The organism is Brevundimonas sp. (assembly GCF_051860745.1).
GTDB lineage: Bacteria > Pseudomonadota > Alphaproteobacteria > Caulobacterales > Caulobacteraceae > Brevundimonas.
This window is the reverse complement of record NZ_JBHYDN010000011.1, coordinates 1-25,355: the sequence shown is the minus strand read 5'-3', so window position 1 is coordinate 25,355 and position 25,355 is coordinate 1. Positions and strand designations below refer to the sequence as shown.

Below are 25,355 nucleotides of genomic sequence, written 5' to 3'. Positions count from 1 at the left end.
GGTCGGGCCTGAAAAGGTTTCAGCTTCGCCGTTCTACAATTTCGTGCGCAGGGACCAGAGCTCGGGAAAACAGCGGCGTTGCAGGGTTTCGGTCAGATAGGCCACGCCCTCGGTGCCGCCGGTGCCGCGGCGCCGGCCGATGATCCGTTCGACGGTTACGACGTGCTTGTGCCGCCAGGTCAGCAGTGCGTCATCGAGGTCCACGAGCTTCTCGGCCAGCTGGTAGAAGGGCCACCAGCGGGCAGTGTCGCGATAGACCTCCAGCCAGGCGGCTTCGACCTCTTCGGACGGCGTATAGGGCTTGCTGACGTCACGGTTCAGCACCGCGACGGGGATCGGCAGGCCGGCGACGGCCAGCTGCGAGAGGGTGTCATCGTAAAGGCTGGGCGCGACAAGGGCGGCCTGAAGCGCGGCTTGGGCCGCGGGGCGTTCGACGTGGAAGCGCAGGAAGCGATCGTCCTTCAGTCCCAGCATGAATTCGAACCGCCGGAACTGGTCGCTCTGAAAGCCGGAGGAGGAACCCAGCACGCCGCGGAAACGCAGATAGTCGGCCGGGGTCATGGTCGCCAGGATGTCCCAGCTCATGGTCATCACCGCCTGGATGCGGCTGACCCGGGCGAGGCATTTGTAGGCCGGGACCAGGTCTCCGCCGCGGACCAGGGCCTGGGCCAGCGTGACCTCGTGCAGGATCTGCTTGAGCCACAGCTCCTTGGTCTGGTGGATGATGACGAACAGCATCTCGTCATGCTCGTCCGACAACGGATGCTGGGCGGCCAGCAGCTCATCGAGCGAGAGGTAGCCGGAATAGGTGATGTCGGACGGATGCGGCTGGTCAGTCATGCCCGACCTATCGCGCGGCAAGCGGCCGGGCTCAAGGCCCGTCGCGGTCGCGGAGGTCAGCGCCGCCGGTGCGGTCGGCGCGCTCGTCCCAGCCCTCGCGATCGGAACGGAAGGCCAGGGCCATCAGACCCCAGGCGAGGGCCACCGTGCCGAAGATCCCCAGCGAGAGGGCGATCAGGCCGTGAACAGGCAGGGGTTCCCCTTCGATGGCGGTCCAGGCGAAGTTGAGGCCGATGGTCGAGACTAGGGTAATAGCGACGGCGGCGAAGGCGAGCTGCACACGGGTCATGATCAGACCCTAGGCCGGGCGAGCGGCCCACGCACCCCGGGAGAACTACGCAGTCCGGATCAGCGCTGCACCCACTGGCCCTGGGCGTTGCGGTACCATTGGCCAGTGCTGATACGTGGCAGAAGCTGAGTCTGGAACATGCGCGCCGCGGCGGCTTCGGTGGTGGCGCCGTCACCGGCCGCCTGGGCGCTGCGCGCATAGGCGTCACGGCGGGCCGCGTTGGTGACCTGGACCGCCTCGGTCAGGGCGGCGTCGGATGCCGGGACGCGGAAGCCGAGATAACCGTCGGCCTGTTCGCCGACCGTGCCTTGCACCTTGGCGGCGTCAATTATCGCCTTCTGGGCGGCGGTCTGGGCGAAAGCCGCGCCCGCGGCGACGCCGAGGGCCGCGATGGCCGCGGCGACGACGAAGAACTTGCGGAAAGACATCTGGGTCAACTTTCGCGTCAGAACAGGTTGGGGTTTTCGACGAGGAGGTCCTGAAGCTCCTTGTCGAGACGCACGCGAACATCGGCGTCGAGTTTCGCATAAATCGTGATCGGATCGACCTGTAGCCGGACCGTGGGCGTGCAGGCTCCAGTCCCCATTGCGGCGATGAGGCCGAGCAAGGCGAGGCGGGTGCGCGTCCAGGTCTGGGGCCGAGTCATGAGCGATGGTCTCCGGTCTTCAATCCACGGTGATCTAACGCGATTGAGCGTGAACGGGTTCTGAACGGTGAAAATGGCCTGATCACGGCGTGACCGGGGGCGCGACCTCGGACGGGGCGGCCGCCGCCGCCGAAGGCCGGCCGTCGCGGGCGCGGTTGAGCTCCAGCAGGTCGCCGATCAACTGGTTGAGGTTTAGGGTGGTGTCCAGAGTGAGATCGATTCCGGTGCCGGACGGCAGGGGCAGCGTCCGGTTGAGGAACTCCCGGCTGATGAATTCGGCGAGCGATATGCGTAGCTCCTGACGTACAGGAGGATCGTGACGACCACGGATGCGGAACAGCACCCCGATGCGGCCCTCGTCGAGGCTGTTGACCTCGGCGGAGAGGATGTCGAACGAGAGGTTCTCCATCGCCTGATAGGCCAGATCCTGAACTGTGTTTGGCGGCACCGCCTCCCCGCCGCCGCCTGCTTCGAGATCGGTGAGCGCCTCGCGGGCGATGGACAGGCGGCCGGGCTGGACCGCCGCCAGAGAGCCGCCCGCGATGCGGACGCCGTTCACCCGATCCGAGGTGAAGGGCAGGCGGCCCGAGACCACGGCGTCGAGATTGACCTTTTCGCCGAAGCCGGAGCCGGCGATGATCTGGCCCAGCTGGACATTCTCGAGCACGATGACGCCGGTGATGGGCTGGTTCGGGTCCAGAGGCACGGCGAAGGGCTCGACCCGGATGCGGCCGCCGGCCACGTCGAGATCGCCTCCCTCGACGGTCACCGCGGCCTTGTCGAGGCCGAAGGTCAGCTCGATGTCGGTCAGGGGGACGACCGATTCCAGCAGGGCGGCGGACAGCCGCTGACCCGGGGCGGCGGTCAGCGGCGCCAGATTGATGAAGTCGATGGTTCCGCGCAAACCCTTCACCGGACCGGCGGGGCTGGTGAAATCGAGGCCCGGGATGGTCAGGCGGCCCGAGCTTGTCCCTTCCGTCCCGGCCCGCCAGTCGATGCGGCCGTCGAACGCGACCGAGCCCGTAGCCGGCGGCCCGATGAATTTGGCCAGGGGGCTGAGGTCGGCGGGCTGGAGATCGCCTTCGGCGAAGACGATGGACGGGGCGTCGATGGTCAACCCGCCCGCGCCGTCGGAACCGTCATGGGCCAGGGTCAGGCGGCCAAGCAAGACTTCCTCCCGCGCAAGGTCGAAAGCGCCGGTCCAGTCTTCGTCGGCCAGTCGGGCGGAGCCGCTCGCGGTCAGGGGGTGGAAACGCAGGGGCGTCGTGGCGTCCACGACCGTTGTGCGAGCGATGCGGACGTCGAGACCGACGCCGCCGGAACCACCCGTGGCCGTGAAGCCGCCTTCGGCGTCGCGGAAGTTCAGGGCGAGGAAGGGGGCCGTGGCGTCCAGGCTCCGCAGGGCGCCGTCGGCCCGCCAGCGTCCGTCGGCGACGCTGACCAGCGGACGGGCGAGGGGGCAGATGTCCCCGGCGACATCGACGACATCGCTTTCATCGAGTTCGAGCCGTTCGACGGTCAGGGGGATGCAGCGGGCGGCGACATAGGCGAGGCGGCTACCGGAATAACTCAGTTCGCCACGGGTCTGGAGCGTTATCCCCCGGGCGAAGCCAAAATCCAGGGCGGCGCGGCCGTCGAGCATAGCGGTGAAGCCCGACGGCGTCAGCCGCCAGCCCGGGATGGCGAAAGCCGCCTCGGGCAGGCCCTGCCCCCGCGTCGCTGTCAGCGTCAGGGCGCCACCGCCGCCCTGACCACGCGCCGCGGCGAAGATCGGGGTCGCGGCAGGGCTCAGGGTGAGCACGCCGCCGTTGGCGGGGCGCAGGGTCGCCGGGCGGGTCAGGATCAGGCGCGTTCCCGAGTGCCCGGTGCTCAGATCGAAGCCGGGTACGTCGACCGCGAAAGCCGACAGGGCGCGCTTCATCCCCGCCAGCTCCGGCACGTCGCCGCCGGACGGCGCGCCGAACAACGGCCAGGCGCCGCGGGCGGATCGGAACGCGCCCGTGGCTGTGACGCGCAAGCCGCCGTCGGAGACCAGATCGAAATCCGTGGCGCCCCGCACTCCGGTCAAGGTCAGGTCATTCCAGGCCAGCCGCTCCGCCGACAGGACGACGGGTCCTTCAGCCTCCACCGCCGCTCCGCGCCCACCCATGGTCAGCCGGTTGGAGGTCAGCGTGAGTCCGGCGCCGTCGAGTCCGGCCCCCGAGGCCCGCGCCGCCGTCATGGCGGCGCCGCCATCCAGCCGCCAGCTCAGGCCACGGAGGTCGCGCGCCACCACGGTCCGGGCGTCGGTCAAACGCAGACGGGCGACGACCGCCGCTGCTTCGGAGCTTTCGATCCGGGCGGCGGTCAGATCGGCCGCGCTGGTCCCATCGATGTGGAAGGTCTCGATCCAGCCGGTTGTCTGGCCGTCGAAGGTCAGGCGCACGTCGGCGTCGCGCACTGAGGTGTCGCCGGCGGAGAGGCGGGCCGCCGCCACACGCAGGTCGATCCTTGCCCGCCCGTCGCCGCGCCGGGTCTTGAGGTCGGGATAGGGCAGATCGCCGGCCAGGGTCAGACGGGCCGCCTCGGCGCCGAAGCCCGGCAGGCTCGCGTGCTCGGCAGCGGCGGCGAAACGCAGGGCGACGCGATCGCCTGTCGTAGTCAGATCGACTGTGGCCTGCAGCCCGCGCGCCTCGGCGTCGCCGCTCTTGAAGGCCGTCGCGGGCAACCGGGCGGTCAGCCGCATCAATGTGCCATCGTCAATGCGGGCGTCGCCGAAGATGTTGGTTGGACCATAGTCCGTGTCGAGCCGGACCCGGGCGCCCTCGACCAGAACCAACGGGCCGCGGCTGTCCGGACGAGGTGGACGGCCGGTGAAGCGTTCGACCAGCGGGTCCAGAGAACCGAGGGTCAGCTTGCCGTTGCGGACGCTGGCGCGCACCACGGGGCGGACCAGACGGATGCGCGTGGGCGTCAGGCCGAGCCCTCCCCTGGACCAGGGTGCGCCGATGGCGTAGTCGACCTCGACCCGTTCGACGATCACGTCAGGGTCGGCGGCGTCGCCAATGCGGATGCTGGCCACCAAACCGTCCAGTTCGAGCCGCTCGACCTGCATGTCGGCCTCGAGGCCCTGCTGTTCCAGCCAGCCGATCAGCACCTGCCGCGTCGCCGCGCGACGGTTGAGGTAGAGCAGGGCCGTCAGGATCAGCAGCACGCCGATGACCACGCCTGCAATGAGCAAGGCGCGGCGACCGCGCGTGCGCACAGGCCGCACGGGAGGCGGAGTGGGATCGGTCGCAGCGGTCATGGAGCGGTCATATCGGGACGGACGCGCGGGAGGAAAGGCAGGTGAGCAAATGAATTGTCCCGTTCAGCACTAGAATCGTGTCTACCGCAACACAGTTGAGTGGCGCCTCGGCCACTTTGAATGCCGCGCGGATCAGTTCGGGACACGTTGCCGGAGGGATGAGTCAATTCATTGCCCAAACGCGGCGAATACACTGCTGAACGCCCGCGATAGTCTCAGGGTTCACGCAAGCTTTACCAACGACTACGGTTCCGGTTAACGCGCTGTAACGAACCGCCTTCCCATGATGGGACAGACGGGCTATACGGCCTGTCTCGCGCAGGGGGCTGCTTCGGCGCGATCCTTGCTACCAGTGGCTTTGGCGCCGTCCGGCGTCGTTGTTTATCGGGGACCGATGGCTCAGTTCGATCCACGTCGCCAGCCGATGCGCATTGCGCCACACGCCCTGACGGCGGTGGCCGCGATCTCGGTGGCGCTGCTTGCCGGTCGCGTATACCAACCCGCGAGAGCGGAAGAGGCTCCGCCTCTTACCCAGAATCAGATCGCCATCCTGGCCGATCAGGCCTTCGCCGCCGCCGGCATGCCCGCTGGCCTGACCACGCCCGAAGCCATTCCCGTCCAGATCCGCCGTGGCGAAACCTTCGAACAGGCCGTGCGCCGAACCGGTATCGCGCCGGAAGAAGCCTCCGCCGTCGCCGCTACCCTGTCGAACGCCATGGATGTGAACGCCATGCGCGCGGGCCAGCGTTTCGAGACCGCCATTTCCCAGCCGCGCGGCGGACGGGGCGAGGCCCGTCTGATCGGCCTGACCATGCGCACGGGTCCAGCGACCCAGTTGACCGTGTCGCGCAGCTTTGACGGCGCCCTGCGTCTTCGGGCGCTGGAGGAGAAGGTCACCCACGAGACCGTCGTCCTGACCGGAAAGGTCGAGGGCTCCCTGACGCGCACGGCGCGTCGCGAAGGTGCGCCCGCCGATGTGGCCCGCGCCGCCGGCCGCCTGTTCTCGCACCGGTTCGACATGGACCGCGACATCCGCGCCAATGACGAATTCACCTATGTATTCGGGCGCACCGTCACCGAGAACGGCCGCACCATCGGAACCGACGGCCTGCTGTATGCCGAACTGAAGGGCGTGGCCTTCTATCGCTTCCGACCCGAAGGGGCCCGCGAGGCCCAGTATTTCGACGCCACCGGCAAGAATACGCGTTCGGCCTTCATGCGCACCCCGCTGGAGCGGGGCTTCCGCGTTTCGTCGTCGTTCGGCTTCCGCCGGCACCCCATCGCCGGCTATCGCAAGATGCACCAGGGTATCGATTTCGCGGCCGGCAGCGGCACGCCGGTCGTGGCTCCCGCTGACGGCGTCGTCGTCGAGGCCCGCCGCTGGGGCGGCTACGGCAACTGGCTGCGCATCCGTCACTCCAACGGCCTGGAGACCGGCTACGGCCACCTCTCCCGCTACGCCTCGGGCATGCGCGCCGGACAGCGCGTGCGTCAGGGTCAGATCGTGGCCTATGTCGGTTCGACCGGCGCCTCGACCGGTCCGCACCTGCACTATGAAATCTGGCGGCGCGGCCAGCGGATCAATCCGGCCGGCGTGCGCACCACCGAAGGCACGGTCCTGGCCGGCGCCGATCTGACGGCTTTCAAGGCCGAGAAGGCCCGCATCGACCGCATCCGTGCCGCCGGCGGCGAACGCCGCCCTGTCGTCCAGCGCGCCGCCGTCGAGGGCCTTCGCCCCGCCCAGGGCTAGGCCTCTCCCTCAACTTCCCGCATTCGCCGCCGCGATCAGTGCGTCATCGATCTCGCGCGCGCGGATCGCAGCCGGACGCTGGAACAGCCGGGCCGCATAGCCCTTGAAGGCGTCCCGGTCGGGCAGGCTCTTGAACTGAAGGCCCCAGCCGATCTGGCTGCCCAGATAGACGTCAAGAGCGCTGAACCGGTCGCCCAGCAACCACGGCCCCGGGCCTGAAACGGCGGTCTCGAGCGCATCGACGACCTGTTCGAAACTGCCGTAGCCCGCCATCGCCGCCTTGTCGGCCGGGGCCAGCAGACCCAGCGCCCTGGCCGTCACCGCCGCCTCAAGCGGTCCGGCCCCGAAGAACATCCAGCGCAGATAAGCTCCACGCGCGGGATCGTCGAGCGCCGGGGCCAGGCCGGTCTCGGGAAAGGCGTCGGCCAGATAAGCGCAGACGGCGGCGCATTCCGTCACCGTCACGCCGCGATGAGTCACGGCGGGCACCTTGCCCATCGGATTGATCGCCAGATAGTCCGGCGCCTTCATCGTCGTGCCGTAATCCAGAACCACCGTGCGATACGGTTGGCCGATCTCTTCCAGCATCCAGCGTGCGATACGCCCGCGCGACATGGGGTTGGTGTAGAAGACGATCTCGTCGGATTGGCTCACTGCGCTCTCCCTCGCGTTCCGGCGCGGACGCTAACCCGAAGACGACATGGAACAAAGACGAAACATTCTGCGAGGTCTGGTCGGCGGCGCCGTGCTGTGGAGCGCCGGGTCCGGGGTCCGGGCGCAGACCGCCTTTAGCTCGCGGCGGATCACTGTGTCGACGCGCGGGCGGGGCGCCGATGTGCTCTTGATCCCCGGGCTGGCCTCAACCGCCGAGGTGTGGCGCGGCGTGGCGGACCGGCTGGCCGGGAAGCGGCGGCTGCATCTGATCTCGGTGCGCGGCTTCGGCGATCTGCCCGCCGGAGCCAACGCCAGCGGCGCGGTCATGGCGGCGGTGGCGGCCGAGGTGCGCCGCTACATCACCGAACAGCGGCTGGAGCGGCCAGCGATCATCGGCCACTCCATGGGCGGCCAGGTCGGGCTGCGCGTCGCTGCGGACGCCGGGGCCCGTGTCGGCCGGGTCATGGTCGTGGATTCCTCGCCCTTCTTTCCCGCCCTGATCAGCCCGCAAGCGACGGTCGGCGACGTCGAGCCGATCGCTCAGCTGGCCTATCAGGCGATCCATTTCCTCGGCGACGAGGCGTTGCGCTCACGCGGCCGGGAGATGGGGCTGGAGCTGGGCGGGGCGACCGACGCCGTGTTCGGGACTCTTGGCTGGCAGGGCGGCGACCGCCGCGTTCTGGCTCAGTCCCTGTATGAGGTGATGACGGTCGATCTGCGCCGCCGCCTGCCTGATATCACCGCTCCGGTTACCGTGGTTTACGGCTGGAGCGCAGACGGGGCCTCGCCGCGCAGCCGTACCGACAGCCTGTTCCGCGGGGCCTATTCCCGACTTCGCACCCCGGCCGCTTTTGTGCCGATCGAGGGGGCCGAACATATGGTCATGATCGACCAGCCCACTCGCTTCATGGCGGCGGTGGACCGGTTCCTCACTTGAGTCTCAGTCCGCGTCGGGCTGGGCGTCCGGATGGGCGGCGATGAAGGCGGGGTGACGCGCGGCGGCTGCATCGATCGCGAGCAGGTGCGGGAAGACTTCAAGCGGTACCTTGAACCGACGAGCCGAATAAATCTGCGGGATCAGGTAGCAGTCCGCCAAGGTCGGCGCGTCGCCGAAACACCAGCCGGCGCCGTGCCGGGCGACGAGAGCCTCCAGCGCCTCGAAACCGGGCAGGATCCAGCGGGCGGCCCAGGCGTCGACGGCGGCCTGATCAGCGCCGAAGGTCTCGCGGAGGGCCTTGCCGACGCGCAGATTGTTCAGCGGATGAATGTCGCAGCCGATCAGGGCGGCCATGGCGCGGACGTGGGCGCGATCAACCGGGGCCGTCGGCAACAAGGAAGGCACGGGATGCGCCTCCTCCAGCCATTCGAGGATGGCTGGGCTCTGGGTCAGGACAACGCCGTCCACCTCCAGCGCGGGCACCATGCCCTGAGGGTTGAGGGAGACGAAGGCCTCGGATCGTTGCCCGCCGGTGCGCAGGTCGACGCCCCGTTGGTCATAGTCCAGCCCCTTGAGGGCAAGAGCGATGCGGGTGCGGTAGGCGGCGCCCGAGCGCCAGTAGCCGTGCAGGATCATCGCGGAAGCACCGTGAAGCTCAAGGTTTGCAGCCCGCCGATGGTCGCCTCGACCCGATCGCCGGGCTGGAGCGGGCCGACGCCCTCAGGCGTGCCGGTGAAGATCAGGTCGCCGGGGCGGACGTCCCACAGTTCGCGCGCCTTGGCGAGAATCTCGGCGGGGTTCCAGACCATGTCGTCGAGGCGGCCGGACTGGCGCGTCTCGCCGTTGACCGACAAGGCGATCGGCGCGGCCGGGTCCGGCAAGGAGCCGAGGGTCAGGGGCCCACAGGGAGCGGATTGGTCGAATCCCTTGGCTGCGTCCCAAGGCCGGCCCTTTTCCTTGGCGGCCGCCTGGAGATCGCGCCGGGTGAGGTCACAGCCGACCGCCCAGCCGGTGATCTCGCCATCCGCCCCGATAGCGCAGACCAGTTCGACCTCGTGGTGCAGGTTGCCCGTCGCCGTGGGAAAGACCGGGTCGGAGCCGTCGACGACCACCGCATCAGCCGGCTTGGTGAAGAAGAATGGCTCGGCCCGGGCCTGGCCCATCTCGCGCGCATGGGCGGCGTAGTTCTGGCCGACGCACAGGATGCGACGAACAGGAAAACGGTCGATCCGGCCGACAACGGGCAGGGAGGCGGTGGGCGCGGGAGTGAACAGCCAGTCGGTCATTTGTCCTGTCTATGCCCGGATGCGGCGCTTCGCCACCACCGGCTGATGCTGCAATGCGGGAACCGTCACCGGACAGTGGCGTTCCGGCTCAGGGTTCTCTATCTAACCGTCAAGCTTGCAAAGCGGAGCGCGCACAATGGCCACGACCAAGGCAGCACGGACAGCCGTGAAGGACGACATCAATACGCTGAAGGACGATCTCAAGGTGCTCGGCGCCGAAGAGAAGGCCCGGCTGCGTGAGAAGGCGACAGCGGCTGAAGCCCGCCTGCGCGCCAAGGCGGCCGAGGCCGAGACCCGGCTGCGCGAAGAAGCCGACGTCCTGCGCGAGCGGGCCCGGGGCTATTACGACACCGCCCGCGTGCGGGGCCAAGAGTACTACGACGAGGCCAGCGAACGCTTTGATGAAGCGCAACGCTATCTGGTCGAACGGGTGCAGGAGCGTCCGATGCAATCGACCGCCATCGCGCTCGGCGTCGGCGTCGTTCTGGGCCTGCTGCTCGCCGGTCGGCGGCGCTGATGTTCGGCAGGGGCATGGCCAGTCATCTGGTCAAGAAGGCCGTCGCGGCTTCGGTCGCGGCGGGCGCCGCCCTGGTCGCCATAGTAGCGCTCGGGGCGACGATCTTCTACGCCCTGCAGCTGGTCGTCCCGCCGCTTGCCGCCGCGGCAATCACCTTCCTGCTGTTCGCCGTGATCGCCCTTGTAGTCGCTGTGACCGTCGTCGCCCGCAGCGAAGCGAAAGACGAGGAGGGCGAGGAAGACGTCTCCGGGCTGGGCCAGCGCGCCTATATGCTGTTCCGGCAGAGACCCATCCTCGGCACCGTCGCCGCCCTGGCCGGCGGCTGGATATTCCTGCGGAACCCGGCGCTCGCCACCATGGTGGCGGCGGCGTTCACCGAAAAATCGCACGGCGGCCGTCGGCGTCGCTGAGGCGGAACGGCAACGTTCGAAAAGCAGACCAATCCGGCAAGGCCGTGGTCAATCAGACCGCGGCTTTTTCCATTTGTCCGGCCTCGTTGGGATCTGGTGCGGTGGCGGTCCGGCGGGTGTCCTGACGGCGGGGAAGTTTCCAGGTCTGGTCGGGCTCGAAGCCATCGCCGGTCCAGGCAATGGCAGTGACGGTGATGTGGTGCGCATCCCAGTCGATCTGGTTGAAACTGGGCGGCGCGCCGCGTTCGCGATGCGACAGCGTCCCGCAGCCGACCGCATACGAGCAATGGTCGCCCAGGCTGATCGGCAGGGCGAACGGGACATGGACGTGGCCCGTGGTGATCAGATCGACCCCGGCCTCGGCGAAGATCCCGGCTGCCGCCTCACCGCGCTTCACCTCACCGGTCATGGGGGCGCCGATCATCTCCACCAGCGGGTGGTGGCAGGCGAGGACCCGCAGCGCCCCGACCGGAGCCTGACGCAGGGCCTCGGCCGCCTTTCGCGTCTGATCGAGGTCGATGACGCCCTTGGACCAATTGGCCCGGGCCTGCCAGCCGCGCGCTGTGACGACGCCGCGCACCATCAGGTCAGGACTCAGGAACTGGTGGTCATGGGCCGGGTGGCCGGTAGCGCGCTCGAACGCCTTCCACGGACTGATTACCCGCGCGAACAGGCTCCAGTACGGGACATCATGATTGCCGACGATGACGAACCGCGGGTCCGGCATGGTGGCGATCCAGCGACCGGCCGCCTCAAACTCGTCAGGCAGGCCCCGCTGGGTGATGTCGCCGGTGATCAGGATCAGGTCGTGAGCCGTGGCGTGGGCGTAGTCGAGGGCGGCGGCGCAGGCGTGTATGTGCTCACAGCCGAAATGGATGTCCGAGAACTGGAGAATGCGTCCCACTAGACGCTTTCCTCCGAAGTCGGCGGATTGGGCGCCAAGGCCCGGAAGGCTGTTCGTATAAAGCGGACCTTTGCCTGGTGACGCAGCAGGGCCGGTTCGCCGTCGATCACGGCCGGAATGCGCGACCGGGCGCGGATCGTCGCCTGCTGGATCGCCTTAGTGGTCACGGCCGGATCCTGGCGCCAATCGTCGAACACGGCATGGGCGGCGAGGCGGAATGCCTGGAGGGCATCAGAGGGGTTCATCGCAGCGGCCTCCAGCCCGGTGTGCTCGTCCATCGCCTTTGAGATCATCGGGCTGATCAGAACAAGCGCCTCGGCGCGGCGGTCGGCGCGACCGTCAAGGGAAAAGCGCAACCGCCCGGAGAAGGCGCGCTTGAGCGCCCGGCGACCATAGGCCCAGGCCAGGCCGAACTTGCCCTCGCGCACTGCCTCGCGGGCCGGCGCCCACAGGGCCGGCGCTCCGAGGATGGCGGCGCAGTAGAAGGCCTGACGGAAGCGCCCATCGGTGACCTCGCCGCCGGCCACACGCTGCGGCGCACCCTCCTCGAGCGCACGCCTGAGGGCGACCTTCCAGTCGGCGGTGCCGTACAGGGCCCGGGGCAGCATGTTCATGGTGCCGCCCGGCAGCGGCGCGACAAGCGGTCCATCGGGTCCGGCGCGCGAGGCGATGGTCCCGGCCGTGCCGTCTCCTGCCAGCACAAACAGAACGTCAGGCCGGGCGTCGAGCGCCTGCTGGACCTGGGTGTCGAACTGCGCGCCTTCCAGCGCCAGGATGGCGGTTTCGCAGGGATAGTCCGCGAGGATAGCAGCAGCCTCCTCCGCCGCATTGGGGCCGACGCCGCCGGACGACGGATTAATCAGCATGATGACCCGACCCAGCGCGACATGCGGGGTCAGGACATGCGGTTCAGTGATCGGGGTCTCGGCAGGAGTCTCAAGGATACTCGCCGACGCTGCAGTTTCATTCATGCCGCCCGAACGTCCCGACCGGAACGATGTTCCGATCGGGAGCGCCAAAGCGTGACTATTGCTTTTTCATCTCGTCGGAAGCCGCGGCCGCCCCGGCCTGAGCGGCGTCGCCGGCCTTTTCAGCGGCGGCGCCGGCGGCGTCGGCGGCTTCGTCAGCAACCCGGGGAGCCTCGCCCCGGACCGTGGAGACGCCCTTGGTGATCCAGCCGTCCATGATGGCTCCGCCTTCGGCCAACGACTGCTCCTTGACGCCCAGCACGGCCGTCAGAACGCCGAACAGCGCCAGCAGGGTGACAATAATCCCCACCAGCGGATTGCCCGAGTGACGCTTGGTGCGAGCCCATACCGGGCTGTGCTCGCCGTCATCCGCCATGCGGACCGGTTCAGAAAAACGCATAGGAAACCCCCCGTCTCAACCAAGAAAATCGAAGCCGCACCCTCCGGGCGACGTCGACTGAAGCCTAATACAGACTTAACCTCTATCATACCGCGGGAACCGCAACGCTTATTCCAGCGTTCTCACCCGTGGGGCGAACCCGAGGGATGAAGGAAATATCCATGAACAAGGCAATCATCGCGATCGCCGGCGCCGGTCTTCTGGTCAGCGCCTGCGCGACAGACGAATATGGCAACCCCAATCAGACCGTCCGACAAGGCGCGATCGGCGCCGGCATCGGCGCTGTCGCAGGCGCGATCATCGGCAATAATGTCGGCGACGGCAACGCCGGACGCGGTGCAGCCATCGGCGCCGTGGTCGGCGGCGTAGCGGGCGCGGTGCGCGGTTCGCAGCAGGACCGGGCCAACCAGCAGCGCTACCGCGACAGCCAGAACCGCTACTACTACTGCTACGACGGCCGTCAGGACGAATGCTACTGGGAGAACGGCCAGCGTCGCTACTAGGCGTACGCTGACTGAATGAACGTTCAGGGCGGTTCGTCGCGAGGCGGACCGCCCTTTTCATGAGCTGTGAGGGTTGGACATGAAGCGGTTGATCGGGTTTGCGGGGCTCGCCGTCGCGGTAGGACTGTCCGGATGCGGGGTGACGCGGTTCATGGATCGCAGCGCGGTAGTGACTGAGCCGTCACCCTGCACGGCCAAGCGGTTCGAGGTTTATTTCGCGGATAGCGAGGCGCGGCTGACCGAGGCGGCGCGACAGGCCATCGGCATGACCGCAGCCCAACTGCAAGGCTGCGACATCCGCAAGGTGCAGGTCATCGGCTTGGCCGATGCTCGCGGCGGCGCAACCGCGAACCAGAGCCTGTCCGAGCGCCGGGCCCAGGCGGTGGCCGAGGCTCTGACCGCCGCCGGCTGGCCCGCCCCGGCCTTCGAGTTGGAAGCCGTCGGCGACGAGGGCGCTGTGACCGACGCCGGCGTGCGCGAGCCGATGCGGCGACGCACCGAGGTGCTGATCGACGCCGTTCCGCGCTGATCCGCGACGCCGCGTCGCTGATGTGAACGGTGACGGAGGCGGGTCGGGGCGGCTAAGGTCGCCGCGACCGTCTCCGGAGGCCGTGTGAACCTGTTCGTTCGAGTGCTGATCCTGTTGGCCCTGTGCATGTGGCCTGCGCAGGCCGTGGCCCAGCCCGCTGTCCAGTCCACCGCCGCCGGACCGCAGCGCACCGAGCGGATCGAGGCCGAACTGGTCCCGATGTCGGCCTGGGCCGCGCCCGGATCGACGGCCGTGGTGGCGGTCAAACAGACCATACGGGCGGACTGGCACACCTATTGGCGCAACCCCGGCGATTCCGGCGGGGCCACGACCCTGACCTGGGTCCTGCCGCAGGGCGTTCGCGCGGGCGACATCGTCTGGCCGGTTCCCGAGCGGCAACGGATCTCGGGCCTGATGAACTACGGCTATTCCGGCGTGGTCTATCTGCCGGTCCCCGTTGAAATCCCGGCCTCGGCGCGGCCGGGGACGACCCTGCCGCTAACGGTCAGGGCGCTGTTCCTCGTGTGCAGCGCCGAGATGTGCGTGCCGGACGAACTGACCCTGAGGCTGGACCTGCCCGTCCGCGAGGGCGCCGCTCCGCTGGACCCGCGCCACGGCGGCTCCATCACGGCGGTGCTGGAAAATGCGCCCCGTCCGGCGGGAATCGAGGCGCGGATCGCGCTCGAGGACGGCGTGCTGACGCTGGGCGCGGCGGGCGGACCGCTGGCCGGGCGCGATCCCGGACCGAGCTATTTCTTCCCGTTCGAGGGTGGGATCATCGACCATCCGGCGGCCCAGACCGGCGCCTGGGGTCCGCAGGGGCTGGCGCTGCGGGTGCAGCCGGGCGGCGAGACGCAGGCGACGGGCCTGACGGGGCCGGTCGGGGGCGTGCTGGTCACGGCCCAAGGCGCCTGGGAAATCCGGGCCGAGCCGGGGGCGGCGCCCGCAGGAACCACCGGGTCCGGTGCGCTGGCCGCCGCTGCGGACGCGACGCCGGAGGGACCGGGCGCGGAGGCGGGAACGGGTCTGGGGATCTTCGCCCAGGCGGTGCTGTTCGCAATCCTCGGCGGCCTGATCCTGAACCTGATGCCCTGCGTCTTCCCGATTCTTGCCATGAAGGCGGCGTCGCTGGCGGCTTCGGCCCATGACGTCCGCCACGCCCGGCGCGACGGACTGGCCTTTCTGGCGGGCGTGCTGACGACGTTCGTGCTTCTGGCGGGCGCGCTGCTGGCGTTGCGGGCAGCCGGCGAAGCCGTAGGCTGGGGCTTCCAGCTGCAGTCGCCGCCGGTGACGGCGGGGCTGGCCCTGCTGATGTTGGCCGTGGCGCTGAACCTGTCTGGCGTCTTCCATGTCGGGGGCGGGCTGCAGGGAGCCGGATCGGGGCCGCTGGCGCGCCTACCCGGCGGTCTCGGCGCCTTCTTCACCGGCGCGCTGGCGGTGATCGTGGCCGCACCCTGTACGGCTCCCTTCATGGCCTTTGCTCTGGGGGCGGCGCTGGTGATGCCCTGGCCGATGGCGCTGCTCGTGTTCCTCGGCCTCGGCCTCGGCCTCGCCCTGCCCTTCGTCGTGGTCAGCCTGACGCCCGGTCTGCTGGCCCGACTGCCGCGGCCGGGCCCATGGATGGAGCGGCTCAAGGGGCTGCTTGCCTTCCCCATGTATGCGACCGCCCTGTGGCTGGCCTGGGTGTTCAGCCGCCAGACGGGCGCCGAGGCGTTGGGCCTGCTGTTCGTCGCGGGTCTGCTGCTGGCGCTCGGCGTCTGGCTGACCGGTTGCGGCCAGGCCGAGCGCGGCTTCGGGCGGCGGGGCGTGCTGCATCTGACGGCGGGCGTCGCCGCCCTGCTGCTGGCGGGCGCGGCCCTGATCATGGCGGCGCGGGTTCCCGCCCCGGAGGCCGGTCCGGTCGCGTCCGTTCAGGGCGCGGGCCCGGCGAGCGCGCCCTGGTCGGCGACGGCGGTCGAGGCGGCGCTGGCCGAGGGCCGGCCGGTACTGGTCAATTTCACCGCCGACTGGTGCGTGACCTGCAAGATCAATGAGCGGACGTCACTGACCTCGGCAGGCGTCAAGGCCGCGATGGAGCGCAGCAACGCCGTTTATCTGGTCGGAGACTGGACCCGACGCGACGACGCCATCACCGCCGAGCTGCAGCGCCACGGCCGGTCGGGCGTTCCGCTGTATCTGCTCTATACGCCCGGGTCTTCCGAGCCGCGGGTGTTGCCGCAGCTGCTTACCGAGGGAGTCGTGGTGGATGCGTTGATGAAACCCTCTCCCGTTGGGAGAGGGCTTGAGCGCCCAGGAGCGTAGCGATTGGTTGCGCGAAAGGGTGTGGGTCGGGCGGCGGCGGTCGGCGAAGCCGTGTCGCTATCAGGAGCGGCGGCTTGCGCCGAAGGATAGAGCCGACCCACATCCGGCGCTGCGCGCCACCTTCTCCCAATGGGAGAAGGGTCCGATCCAGACCTCCGGCCTCAACAAGGCCAGGACTCCGCCGCGCCCGACGGCAGGCGGGCGTCCTCGCGCCAGGCGTCGCGGTTCGCCTGCAGGGTCACCGCATCCAGATACGACGTGGGATGCAGCCACCCCGTTTCGCTCCAGAACGCCGAAGTCCAGCCGTGCCGGATCGCCCACGCCCGGTCGTGGGCCGCCGTCTCCGGTGTCAGATTCGCCGCCCGCCACGCCAGCACGAACCCGAGGTGCCAGACCGAAACCCGCTCCAGCGGCCCGCCCTGCATCGCCTCGGCCAGTTTGGCCGCCAGCAGCCGCGTCTCTTCCAGCTGGTATTCGAAGTCGGCCAGCTTGCGCCGCGCATAGCGGTCCCAGCCCTCCATCGGCTCCGGATCCGGATCGGCCGTCTCGCGCCGTTCCCATCCTTCCGACGCCCGACGCCGCCACAGGTTGGCCAGCCCCACGTCATACCGCCGCGCCAACGAGGCCGCGGTCTCTCCCGCCTCCCATGCCCGGCGCACCGCTCGCCAGGTGTCTTCGGACCGGAGTTTTCGGGCGTGTTCCTCGTACATGGACGCAGGATCGGGCGCCGCTGCGTCAGAATCGGTCGTGCTCCCCCGCATTCCTCCGCGGAACGGGAGAAGAGTTTGTGGAGGGCGCGAACAATCTCCGGAGACGGTTGGGACCCTATCCCTCTCCCAGTGGGAGAGGGAAACTACACCGGCGGCTGCGGGGGCGCGGTGATGACCTCGACGTTGTCGTTCAGCAGATAGGCCAGTTCGTCCAGCGCCACACGGCGTTCGGCGGGAGTGGCGGCGGCCGCGACGGCGGCGAGCTTGACCGGGATGTCTTCCGAGATGCCGCGCAGGATGCATTTCAGATCGCCGTCCGTGCCACGGTCCTTCAGGATCATATGGCCCTGCATGTCGAGGGCGGCCAGGTCGACGGCCTGGGTGCGGAAGCCGGCGAAGGCCGTGCCCGCCGCGAAGTCCGCCTGATCGACCACGCCCGCCGCGATCCAGCCCTGGACCACGCCCTTCAGCGCGCCGGAGCGGGTCACGATCTCGGCGAACAGCGGTTCGTTCGCCACCGAAACGGGCGCATCGGCGACCGGTGGCGGCAGGGCTGCGGCCAGGGCCACATTGGGGTCGGAGAGCAGCAGTGTGACAGCCAGGGCGACGCCGCAGGACATGGCTAACCTCATATAGTTGGCCGAATCGCGGAATTCGGCGTTGAACCGGCTTACGCCCGACCCGTAAACGAGGGTTTACCTTTCCGAATTTCGAGCTCGTCCGATGACCGCCCGCACCCAGGCCCTCGACATGCTTCGTGGCGTCGCCCGCAAGGACGCCGACGGACGCATCATCCACCAGTTCGCGACCGATCCCGGCCGCATCGACCGCATGGGGGTCGAGGCCGCCGGCCTGTATCTGGACCTGTCGAAACAGTCGTGGAGCGCCGAGGGGTTCGAGGCCGCACTGGACCTGGCCCGCACCTGCGACGTCGAGGGGCGGCGCAAAGCCCTGTTCGGCGGCGAGGCGGTCAACAACACCGAGGGCCGCGCGGTGCTGCACCCGGCGCTGCGGGCCGCCGATGACGCCGATTTCCGCGCCCTGGGCCAGCCCGTATCCGCCGAGGTGGGCGAGGCCCGCAAGGCCATGGCCGAATTCGCCACTGACATCGGTTCGGGCGCCGAGACGGGCGGGACGAAACAGCCGTTCACGGCCATCGTCCATATCGGCATCGGCGGCTCGGACCTGGGGCCACGGCTGCTGTGGGACGCCCTGCGGCCGCTGGAGCCGGTCATCGACCTGAGGTTCGTGGCCAATATCGATCCGCGCGACATGGGCGAGGCCCTGGCCGGACTGGAGCCCGAGACGACGCTGGTGGTGGTGGTGTCCAAGACCTTCACCACCCAGGAAACCCTGGCCAACGCCGAATTGGCCAAGGCCTGGCTGGCCGAGAGCCTGTCGCCGCGGCGGATGGTGCATCACCTGATCGGGGTGACGGCGGCGCCGGACAAGGCCGAGGCCTGGGGCTGCGGCCGGACCTTCGGGTTCCGGGACTGGGTCGGGGGGCGTTATTCGCTGTGGTCGGCGGTCAGCCTGTCGGTGGCGGTGGCCCTGGGCTGGGACGTGTTCGAGCGGGTGCTGAACGGCGCCCGGGCCATGGACGAGCATTTCCTCGGCGCCGATCTGGAGCGGAACGCTCCGGTGCTGCTGGCCCTGGCCCAGGTCTACAATGTCGAGGGCCGCGGGCGACATGCGCGGACCGTCGCCCCCTACGCCCACGGCCTGCGACGCCTGCCGGCCTTCCTCCAGCAGCTGGAGATGGAGTCGAACGGCAAGCGGGTGAAGCGCGACGGTTCGCCGGTCGACACCGCCACCGGCCCGATCGTCTTCGGCGAACCCGGCACCAACGGCCAGCACGCCTTCTTCCAGCAGATCCATCAGGGGCCGCAGGTCGTGCCGGCGGAGTTTATCGTCGTCGGCCATACCTCGGGCGGGGCCATGGACGCGCGCGAAGGCGACGCGCCGCTGTGGTCCAACGCCCTGGCCCAGGCCCAGGCCCTGATGGTCGGCAAGACCGAGGCTGAGGCGCGGGCCGAGCTGATCGCCGCCGGCGCCGATGCGGCCGAGGCCGACCGGCTGGCGCCGCACAAGACCTTCCCGGGCGACCGGCCCTCGACCACCATCCTGATGGACGCCCTGAGCCCCGAGGCGGTCGGGGCCCTGATCGCACTCTATGAGCACAAGACCTTCGTCGAGGGGGTGATCCAGGACATCAACAGCTTCGACCAGTGGGGCGTCGAACTGGGCAAGGCCCTGGCCAGGGCTGTGCTGGAGGATGTCGCCGCCGGCGAGCCTTCGGCCGGGTTGGATCCGTCGACGGCGGAGCTGCTGAAACGGTTGATGGTGTGAACCCGAAGCCTTCTCCCATTGGGAGAAGGTGGGCGGCGAAGCCGCCCGGATGAGGGTCGGCTGATGCAGTCGGCCTAAGCCGCCGCTCCGATGGTGACGCGGCTTGCGCCGAATGCCGATGATCGACCCTCACCCTTGAGCGCAAGGACGACGGCTACGCCGCCGTGCGCTCAAGCCCTCTCCCAACGGGAGAGGGACGGAAAAGCACACTACCAGCGGCGGTCGTACCGATAATCGCGGTCATCGCGGGAAGAGCCTTGCCATGGGGGGTCCGGACGGTCGAACATGGGTATCGGATGCGGGGGAATTCTGTGGTGCGTCTGGTGCGGAGTGGCGTGATTGTGCTGGCCCTGACGGCGCTCGCTTCCTGCGCCACGGCCCAAGACCGACCGCCGTACCAGCCGCCGCCGGTAACCGCGCCAGCGCCGCCTCCACCTCCACCTCCTCCTCCACCTCCACCTCCACCTCCTCCGCCTCCCCCCGCCGATGTTCGCATCTCGGCGCCCTCGAGCATGGACCGCGTGGCCGAGATACTGGCCCGCGAGCCCGACGCCGAGAAGGCGGCCATCGCCCTGATCGCCCTGACCAATGAACGGTTCGCCGCCGGCGATCTGCCCGGCGCCGAGGCGGCCATCGCCGCCGCCGTCCAGGCCGTCGAGTCCCGGCTGGGGCAGGATGCGTCACAGGTTGGCCGGCCGCTGGCGGTGCGGGCGCGGTTGAGGCTGGAGCAGGGCGACTATGACGGCGCCCTCGCCGATATCGAGCGGGCGCTGGCCTTGCTCGACAAGGCGGCCGCTCCCGATCCTGTCGAACGGGCCACGCTGACCTATGATCGCGCCCGGGCCTATGACTTCCTCGGCCGCAACGAGGAGGCCGAAGCGGCGGCCCGGGCCAGTCTGACGCTGCGGCGAGAGCATCTGGGCGTGGTGCACGAGAAGACCGCCGACAGCCTGAATCTTGTGGCCAACACCCTGACCGCCCAAGGCAGGCATGCCGAGGCCGACCCGCTGTATCGGCAGGTGCTGGGCATGTACGAGGTGCTGTACGGCCCGACCGACTATCACGTCGCCATCGTACTCTCGAACCTCGGCAACTCCCTGCGCCGCACCGGCCGGGCGCATCAGGCCGCGACACTGTATGCGCGGGCCGTGGCCATCGCCGAACAGGCGGATGATCCGGTGTTGCTGGCCCAGTGCCTGACCAATCTGGGCTGGTTCCTGCATGTGACGGGGGACGGCGTGGCCGCCGAGCCGGCGCTCCGCCGCGCGCTGGAGCTCGCGCTGCAGATCGCGGGGCCGAACCATCCGTTCACGGGCAATGCGCGGGCCAATCTGGGCTACGCCCTGTCCGACCAGGGCCGCTGGGCCGAAGCCGAAGCGCCGTTCCGCGAGGGACTGGCGGCCTATGAAGCCGGAGTGGGCCCCGACAGCCCCGACCTGCTGGACACCATCGAGGGATATGCCGCCGTGCTGGACCAGCTGGGCCGCGCCGATGAGGCGGAGGCCCTGTACCGGCGGGCGCTGACCATCGCCTCGACCCGCCTGCCGCCCGCCCATGCCGACGCCATGGCGGGGGCGCAGAAGCACGCCGGCTTCCTGATCAGACAGAACCGCCCGGACGAGGCGCTGGGCCTGGTCCGGGCGGAGCTGGGAGACCTGCTGGGGCAAGACGGACGGGGCCGCGACTGGCGCACCCGTGTGCGCGGGGCCCGCCCCCTGTTCGCCCGCCGGGTCGAGGCCGGCTGGGCGCTGGCGACCGCCAACTCCTAGCGGGGGTAGGACATCGGCACGCTGATCTCGGCGCCCGAGGCCGTGACGGTGAATTTCACATGGTCGAAGGTCGGCGGGCCGCGCAGGCTGTCGCCGTTGATCATGGCCCAGCCCTCGGCGGGCATGTAGCCGTTCATTCTCATCCGGCCGTCGGCGTCTTCGTCGTGCATGACGGTCAGGGCGTAGTCGCCGGGGGCGACGTCGTGGAAGGTCAGGCGCAGGATTCCGGCGGCGGGGCGCTCGATGCGGTCGGCATGGGCGGCGGAGGCCTGCATGAACTCGCCCCGTGTCTGCAAGGACGCCAACAGGACGCCGCCGCGGGCCTCCACGCCGGTCAGCGTCACGGTGACATCCTCGGCCATGGCGGGGGTGGCGAGTGAAAGGGCCGCGACAGCGGTGAACGACAGGGTCTTGAACAGCATGAAAGCCTCCTGGTCAGTGAGCGGCGGGCTATCCCCCCGCGATGTGCAGAGCGCTTTATAATGCAAAGTGCATTGCGTCAAGGTGATTGCAGCGGTCCGGCTTGACGCCCCGGTCCGCCGCCCCTATCTGCCCGGCCGTTAGCACTCTCGCGTCCCGGCTGCCAAAGCCGCGCGGGAGAGCCTTAAGACACACTCTCAGGGAGACAGACAAATGGCGTTTCGTCCGCTCGGCGACCGCGTGCTGGTTAAGCGCGTGGAAGAGGAATCCAAAACCAAGGGCGGGATCATCATTCCCGACACGGCCAAGGAAAAGCCCCAGGAAGGCGAAGTCGTCTCCGTCGGGCCCGGCGCCCGCGATGAAGATGGCAAGCACGTCCCCATGGACCTGAAGGCCGGCGACCGCATCCTGTTCGGCAAATGGTCGGGCACCGAGGTCAAGCTGGAAGGCGAAGATCTGATCATCATGAAGGAATCCGACGTGCTGGGCGTGCTGTCGTAAGCACCCGCGTCTGAATTCCAGTCCCCACACACTCTTCAAGGAGCTGCCAGATGGCTGCCAAACAGGTTATGTTCTCCACCGATGCGCGCGAAAAGATGCTGCGCGGCGTCAACGTCCTGGCCAATGCGGTCAAGGTCACCCTCGGTCCCAAGGGCCGCAACGTCGTGATCCAGAAGTCCTTCGGCGCCCCGCGCTCGACCAAGGACGGCGTCACGGTCGCCAAAGAGATCGAGCTGGAGGACGCCTTCGAGAACATGGGCGCCCAGCTGATCCGCGAGGTCGCCTCCAAGACCAATGACAAGGCCGGCGACGGCACCACCACCGCCACCGTCCTGGCCCAGTCGATCGTCCAGGAAGGCCTCAAGGCCGTGGCCGCCGGCATGAACCCGATGGATCTGAAGCGCGGCATCGACAAGGCCGTCACCGCCGTCCTCGCCGAAATCAAATCGACCAGCCGCAAGGTCAGCGCCAACTCCGAGATCGCCCAGGTCGGCACCATCTCGGCCAACGGCGACAAGGAAGTCGGCGACATGATCGCCAAGGCCATGGAAAAGGTCGGCAACGAGGGCGTCATCACGGTTGAGGAGGCCAAGACGGCCGAGACCGAACTCGACGTCGTCGAGGGCATGCAGTTCGACCGCGGCTATCTGAGCCCCTATTTCATCACCAACGCCGACAAGATGGAGGTCCAGCTCGAGGAGCCGCTCATCATGCTGCACGAGAAGAAGCTCTCGTCGCTGCAGTCGATGCTGCCGATCCTGGAAGCCGTGGTCCAGAGCGGCCGCCCCCTGCTGATCATCGCCGAGGACATCGAGGGCGAGGCCCTGGCCACCCTGGTGGTCAACAAGCTGCGTGGCGGCCTGCGTGTCGCCGCCGTCAAGGCCCCCGGCTTCGGCGACCGCCGCAAGTCGATGCTGGAAGACATCGCCGTCCTGACCGGCGGCCAGGTCATCTCGGAAGACCTCGGCATCAAGCTCGAGAATGTCACCATCGACATGCTCGGCAAGGCCAAGAAGGTCACCATCACCAAGGACGACACCACCATCGTCGACGGCGTCGGTGAGAAGCCGGCCATCGAGGCCCGCATCGGCCAGATCAAGAAGCAGATCGAGGACACCACCTCGGACTACGACAAGGAGAAGCTGCAGGAACGTCTGGCCAAACTGGCCGGCGGCGTCGCGGTCATCCGCGTCGGCGGCTCGACCGAGGTCGAGGTCAAGGAGAAGAAGGACCGCGTCGACGACGCCCTGAACGCCACGCGTGCAGCGGTTGAAGAAGGCATCGTCCCCGGCGGCGGCATCGCCCTGCTCAAGGCGACCAAGGCGCTGGAAGGTCTGAAAGGCGACAATGCCGACCAGACCGCCGGCATCGCCATCATCCGCCGCGCCATCCAGGCCCCGATCCGTCAGATCGTCGAGAACGCGGGCGTCGAAGGCTCCATCGTGGTCGGCAAGGTGCTGGAAAACGCCTCGGCCACCTACGGCTTCAACGCCCAGACGGAAGAGTATGTCGACATGATCCAGGCCGGCGTCATCGACCCCGCCAAGGTCGTGCGCACGGCTCTGCAGGACGCGGCCTCGGTGGCCGGCATCCTGATCACCACCGAAGCGGCCGTGGCCGATGCCCCGAAGAAGTCTTCGGGCGGCGCCGGCGGCGGCATGGGCGGCGGCGGCATGGGCGGCATGGGCGATATGGACTTCTGATCCACGCCCAGCTCACGCTGAACGAACAAGGAGGGCGGGTCCTGAGATGGGCCCGCCCTTTTTCGTGTCCGATGATCATGCTATATTCTGGCCAGACTTCTGGACAGAGGCGCCCGCCATGACCGCCACCTTCGGCATCTTCGATGCCAAAACCCGCTTTTCCGAGCTGATCGACCGCGCCGAACGGGGCGAGGAAATCATCGTCACCCGCCACGGCCGCGTGGTCGCCCGCATCGCCCCGCCCGAGGACGCTGTCGCGCCCGCGCGAACGGCCAGGGAGGGCGCGGCCGTCGTCGAGCAGTTCCGGGCTCTACGCGAGGACATTCGCGCCACAGGCGGTGCTGTCACCCGGGCCGAGATCAGGGCGTGGATACGGGAAGGTCAGCGTTGAGCCTGTTCGTCGTCGACGCCTCGGTCGTGGGCTGCTGGTCGCTGCCGGACGAGGACGATCCGGAGGGCGACCGGCTGTTGATCGCGGCGTCACGCGGCACGCTGGCCGTCCCGTTTCATTTCCCCGCCGAGATCGGCAATCTGATCCTGACCGCCGAGCGCCGGCGCCGCATCACGCCGGAACAGGCCCGCGCCGCGCGACAGGCCATGGCGACCCTGTCGTTCGACATCGACCCCGGCGGTTTCGATACGGTATGGGGCGCCGCCTGGTCGCTGTCCGTCCGCCACGGCCTGACCCTGTATGACGCCCTCTATCTGGAGCTGGCGCTGCGGCTGAACCTGCCGCTGGCGACCTTCGACGGGGCGCTGCGCCGGGCGGCGGAGGCCGAGGGGTTGAGGCTGGCCTGAAGGCGGGTGTGGCGGGGAGCAGGTTTGCGTTCGTGGACTATTCACTGAGGAGGCCGGGATGATCGGGCGCGACCACACGACCTTCGCCGAGCCCCTGGCCCATCCGGGCGCGCATCTGCGCGAGGACTTCCTGCCCGACTACGGCCTGACGCCCGGCGCCCTGGCCCGGGCCATGGGGCTGAAGGACCGGACGCGGATCGAGCGGGTGGTGCGCGAGCAGCAGCCGGTCACCTCGGACACGGCCCTGCGGCTGGCGCGGGTGTTCGGGACCACGGCGGAATTCTGGATGAATCTCCAGACGCAGCACGATCTGTCGAGGGCGGCGATCGCGGGGAGTTGGGGGAGGAGACGCAGGGGGTGGGCCACCCGCCCCGGCGCGCCGACGGGGGAAGGTCTGGCTCTTTAAATGCCGCTCATCCCGGCGAAAGCCGGGACCCAGTGCTTTGGGTGATGGGAGGCGGAGCCTGAAACGCGCCGGGTCATCCTGAAACACCGGCGTCAGGCTGGACAGGACTGGGTCCCGGCTTTCGCCGGGATGAGCGGAAAGGGATGTGGTGGCAGCCCCTCCACCACGCTGCGCGTGGTCCCCTCCCCCGTTGGGGGAGGAATGGTGAACCGGCGCCCTTGCGGGGCGTTCGGCGGGGATGGGAATGCGTGATCCACAGACCTGCCGCCGGGCTCTGCGCGAGATCGGGGAGATCGCGGCCGTGGCGGGGCTGGAGGGCGGGCGGATGACCGACCAGGAGGCGCTGCAGAGCATCGCCGCCATCGCCGAATGGGTGATGGACGAGGCGCCGGGCGCGCGGGCGGACTGCGGCGAGGTGGTGCGGCGGCTAGAGCGTGGCCCGTTTTGTTGGAATCGGGATTCCCAAATCGGTGGTGATC

At 68.9% G+C, this 25,355-nt stretch carries 29 protein-coding genes; 15 read left to right on the top strand and 14 right to left on the bottom strand.

Features of this window, described 5'->3' with window-relative positions:
• Nucleotides 1-33 precede the first annotated feature (33 nt).
• From ACTIEW_RS12095 to ACTIEW_RS12075, 5 genes are all read right to left on the bottom strand, one after another.
• Nucleotides 34-840 (bottom strand): tryptophan 2,3-dioxygenase, encoded by an 807-nt coding sequence (locus ACTIEW_RS12095; RefSeq protein ID WP_439478152.1) that lies wholly within the window; start codon nucleotides 838-840, stop codon nucleotides 34-36.
• 31 nt (nucleotides 841-871) lie between these two features.
• Nucleotides 872-1,129, bottom strand: a complete 258-nt coding sequence (locus ACTIEW_RS12090; RefSeq protein ID WP_439478151.1) for a hypothetical protein — start codon at nucleotides 1,127-1,129, stop codon at nucleotides 872-874.
• Between the two features lie 59 nt (nucleotides 1,130-1,188).
• Entirely contained in the window at nucleotides 1,189-1,557 is a 369-nt protein-coding gene (locus tag ACTIEW_RS12085; protein ID WP_439478216.1) for a DUF1318 domain-containing protein, read from the bottom strand.
• Between the two features lie 17 nt (nucleotides 1,558-1,574).
• Nucleotides 1,575-1,775: a YnbE family lipoprotein gene (locus ACTIEW_RS12080; protein ID WP_439478150.1), complete on the bottom strand. Its 201-nt coding sequence runs from the start codon at nucleotides 1,773-1,775 to the stop codon at nucleotides 1,575-1,577.
• A gap of 82 nt (nucleotides 1,776-1,857) precedes the next feature.
• Nucleotides 1,858-5,061 (bottom strand): intermembrane phospholipid transport protein YdbH family protein, encoded by a 3,204-nt coding sequence (locus ACTIEW_RS12075; RefSeq protein WP_439478149.1) that lies wholly within the window; start codon nucleotides 5,059-5,061, stop codon nucleotides 1,858-1,860.
• 394 nt (nucleotides 5,062-5,455) lie between these two features.
• On the opposite strand from ACTIEW_RS12075, the gene ACTIEW_RS12070 reads away from it, so the two are divergent.
• The gene (locus ACTIEW_RS12070) at nucleotides 5,456-6,811 is read left to right on the top strand and encodes a peptidoglycan DD-metalloendopeptidase family protein (RefSeq protein ID WP_439478148.1); all 1,356 of its coding nucleotides are present in this window, start codon (nucleotides 5,456-5,458) and stop codon (nucleotides 6,809-6,811) included.
• Nucleotides 6,812-6,820: 9 nt separating this feature from the next.
• On the opposite strand, the gene ACTIEW_RS12065 is transcribed toward ACTIEW_RS12070, so the two are convergent.
• On the bottom strand, nucleotides 6,821-7,465 hold the full coding sequence (locus tag ACTIEW_RS12065) for a glutathione S-transferase family protein (RefSeq protein WP_439478147.1): 645 nt from the start codon (nucleotides 7,463-7,465) through the stop codon (nucleotides 6,821-6,823).
• 46 nt (nucleotides 7,466-7,511) lie between these two features.
• On the opposite strand from ACTIEW_RS12065, the gene ACTIEW_RS12060 reads away from it, so the two are divergent.
• A complete protein-coding gene (locus tag ACTIEW_RS12060; RefSeq protein ID WP_439478146.1) occupies nucleotides 7,512-8,402 on the top strand; it encodes an alpha/beta fold hydrolase in 891 nt (296 codons plus the stop codon).
• Nucleotides 8,403-8,405: 3 nt separating this feature from the next.
• Here ACTIEW_RS12060 and maiA read toward each other — a convergent pair whose 3' ends face one another.
• Both maiA and ACTIEW_RS12050 read right to left on the bottom strand, forming a co-directional pair.
• Entirely contained in the window at nucleotides 8,406-9,038 is a 633-nt protein-coding gene (gene maiA, locus ACTIEW_RS12055; protein WP_439478145.1) for a maleylacetoacetate isomerase, read from the bottom strand.
• Nucleotides 9,035-9,688, bottom strand: a complete 654-nt coding sequence (locus tag ACTIEW_RS12050; protein ID WP_439478144.1) for a fumarylacetoacetate hydrolase family protein — start codon at nucleotides 9,686-9,688, stop codon at nucleotides 9,035-9,037. The genes maiA and ACTIEW_RS12050 overlap by 4 nt, the downstream gene beginning before the upstream one ends.
• Nucleotides 9,689-9,824: 136 nt before the next feature.
• On the opposite strand from ACTIEW_RS12050, the gene ACTIEW_RS12045 reads away from it, so the two are divergent.
• The gene (locus ACTIEW_RS12045) at nucleotides 9,825-10,205 is read left to right on the top strand and encodes a glycine zipper domain-containing protein (RefSeq protein ID WP_439478143.1); all 381 of its coding nucleotides are present in this window, start codon (nucleotides 9,825-9,827) and stop codon (nucleotides 10,203-10,205) included.
• A complete protein-coding gene (locus tag ACTIEW_RS12040; RefSeq protein ID WP_439478142.1) occupies nucleotides 10,205-10,615 on the top strand; it encodes a hypothetical protein in 411 nt (136 codons plus the stop codon). The genes ACTIEW_RS12045 and ACTIEW_RS12040 overlap by 1 nt, the downstream gene beginning before the upstream one ends.
• A 52-nt stretch (nucleotides 10,616-10,667) precedes the next feature.
• Here ACTIEW_RS12040 and ACTIEW_RS12035 read toward each other — a convergent pair whose 3' ends face one another.
• From ACTIEW_RS12035 to ACTIEW_RS12025, 3 genes are read right to left on the bottom strand one after another with little or no spacing between them, the layout of a single operon-like run.
• Entirely contained in the window at nucleotides 10,668-11,519 is an 852-nt protein-coding gene (locus tag ACTIEW_RS12035) for a metallophosphoesterase family protein (protein WP_439478141.1), read from the bottom strand.
• Nucleotides 11,519-12,490: a diacylglycerol/lipid kinase family protein gene (locus tag ACTIEW_RS12030; protein ID WP_439478140.1), complete on the bottom strand. Its 972-nt coding sequence runs from the start codon at nucleotides 12,488-12,490 to the stop codon at nucleotides 11,519-11,521. Before ACTIEW_RS12030 ends, ACTIEW_RS12035 begins: the two co-directional genes overlap by 1 nt.
• Before the next feature lie 55 nt (nucleotides 12,491-12,545).
• The gene (locus ACTIEW_RS12025; protein WP_439478139.1) at nucleotides 12,546-12,887 is read right to left on the bottom strand and encodes a hypothetical protein; all 342 of its coding nucleotides are present in this window, start codon (nucleotides 12,885-12,887) and stop codon (nucleotides 12,546-12,548) included.
• Between the two features lie 161 nt (nucleotides 12,888-13,048).
• Here ACTIEW_RS12025 and ACTIEW_RS12020 point away from each other — a divergent pair, with 161 nt between their 5' ends.
• From ACTIEW_RS12020 to ACTIEW_RS12010, 3 genes are all read left to right on the top strand, one after another.
• A complete protein-coding gene (locus ACTIEW_RS12020) occupies nucleotides 13,049-13,390 on the top strand; it encodes a YMGG-like glycine zipper-containing protein (RefSeq protein ID WP_284220988.1) in 342 nt (113 codons plus the stop codon).
• Nucleotides 13,391-13,559: 169 nt separating this feature from the next.
• Nucleotides 13,560-13,919: an OmpA family protein gene (locus ACTIEW_RS12015; protein ID WP_439478138.1), complete on the top strand. Its 360-nt coding sequence runs from the start codon at nucleotides 13,560-13,562 to the stop codon at nucleotides 13,917-13,919.
• 84 nt (nucleotides 13,920-14,003) lie between these two features.
• A complete protein-coding gene (locus tag ACTIEW_RS12010; protein WP_439478137.1) occupies nucleotides 14,004-16,220 on the top strand; it encodes a protein-disulfide reductase DsbD family protein in 2,217 nt (738 codons plus the stop codon).
• Between the two features lie 161 nt (nucleotides 16,221-16,381).
• Here the strand turns inward: ACTIEW_RS12010 and ACTIEW_RS12005 are convergent, their stop codons facing one another.
• Entirely contained in the window at nucleotides 16,382-16,930 is a 549-nt protein-coding gene (locus ACTIEW_RS12005) for a hypothetical protein (RefSeq protein WP_439478136.1), read from the bottom strand.
• 143 nt (nucleotides 16,931-17,073) lie between these two features.
• On the bottom strand, nucleotides 17,074-17,550 hold the full coding sequence (locus tag ACTIEW_RS12000; protein ID WP_439478135.1) for a hypothetical protein: 477 nt from the start codon (nucleotides 17,548-17,550) through the stop codon (nucleotides 17,074-17,076).
• A 103-nt stretch (nucleotides 17,551-17,653) separates the two neighbouring features.
• Here ACTIEW_RS12000 and pgi point away from each other — a divergent pair, with 103 nt between their 5' ends.
• Both pgi and ACTIEW_RS11990 read left to right on the top strand, forming a co-directional pair.
• Nucleotides 17,654-19,279, top strand: coding sequence for a glucose-6-phosphate isomerase (gene pgi / locus ACTIEW_RS11995; RefSeq protein ID WP_439478134.1), 1,626 nt, complete (start codon nucleotides 17,654-17,656; stop codon nucleotides 19,277-19,279).
• A 512-nt stretch (nucleotides 19,280-19,791) separates the two neighbouring features.
• Complete coding sequence (locus tag ACTIEW_RS11990) at nucleotides 19,792-21,048, top strand: tetratricopeptide repeat protein (RefSeq protein ID WP_439478133.1); 1,257 nt, start codon at nucleotides 19,792-19,794, stop codon at nucleotides 21,046-21,048.
• Here ACTIEW_RS11990 and ACTIEW_RS11985 read toward each other — a convergent pair.
• Entirely contained in the window at nucleotides 21,045-21,470 is a 426-nt protein-coding gene (locus ACTIEW_RS11985; protein WP_439478132.1) for a DUF2141 domain-containing protein, read from the bottom strand. The genes ACTIEW_RS11990 and ACTIEW_RS11985 overlap by 4 nt on opposite strands.
• A gap of 211 nt (nucleotides 21,471-21,681) precedes the next feature.
• On the opposite strand from ACTIEW_RS11985, the gene groES reads away from it, so the two are divergent.
• The 6 genes from groES to ACTIEW_RS11955 form a co-directional block, all read left to right on the top strand.
• A complete protein-coding gene (gene groES, locus ACTIEW_RS11980) occupies nucleotides 21,682-21,969 on the top strand; it encodes a co-chaperone GroES (RefSeq protein ID WP_304929517.1) in 288 nt (95 codons plus the stop codon).
• A gap of 50 nt (nucleotides 21,970-22,019) precedes the next feature.
• Complete coding sequence (gene groL, locus ACTIEW_RS11975; protein WP_439478131.1) at nucleotides 22,020-23,672, top strand: chaperonin GroEL; 1,653 nt, start codon at nucleotides 22,020-22,022, stop codon at nucleotides 23,670-23,672.
• A gap of 118 nt (nucleotides 23,673-23,790) precedes the next feature.
• Nucleotides 23,791-24,063 (top strand): type II toxin-antitoxin system Phd/YefM family antitoxin, encoded by a 273-nt coding sequence (locus ACTIEW_RS11970; RefSeq protein ID WP_439478130.1) that lies wholly within the window; start codon nucleotides 23,791-23,793, stop codon nucleotides 24,061-24,063.
• Entirely contained in the window at nucleotides 24,060-24,470 is a 411-nt protein-coding gene (locus ACTIEW_RS11965) for a type II toxin-antitoxin system VapC family toxin (RefSeq protein ID WP_439478129.1), read from the top strand. The genes ACTIEW_RS11970 and ACTIEW_RS11965 overlap by 4 nt, the downstream gene beginning before the upstream one ends.
• A 58-nt stretch (nucleotides 24,471-24,528) precedes the next feature.
• Nucleotides 24,529-24,876, top strand: a complete 348-nt coding sequence (locus ACTIEW_RS11960) for a HigA family addiction module antitoxin (RefSeq protein ID WP_439478128.1) — start codon at nucleotides 24,529-24,531, stop codon at nucleotides 24,874-24,876.
• Nucleotides 24,877-25,120: 244 nt separating this feature from the next.
• Nucleotides 25,121-25,355 (top strand): hypothetical protein (locus ACTIEW_RS11955; protein ID WP_439478127.1); only part of this gene is annotated, 235 nt, incomplete at its 3' end.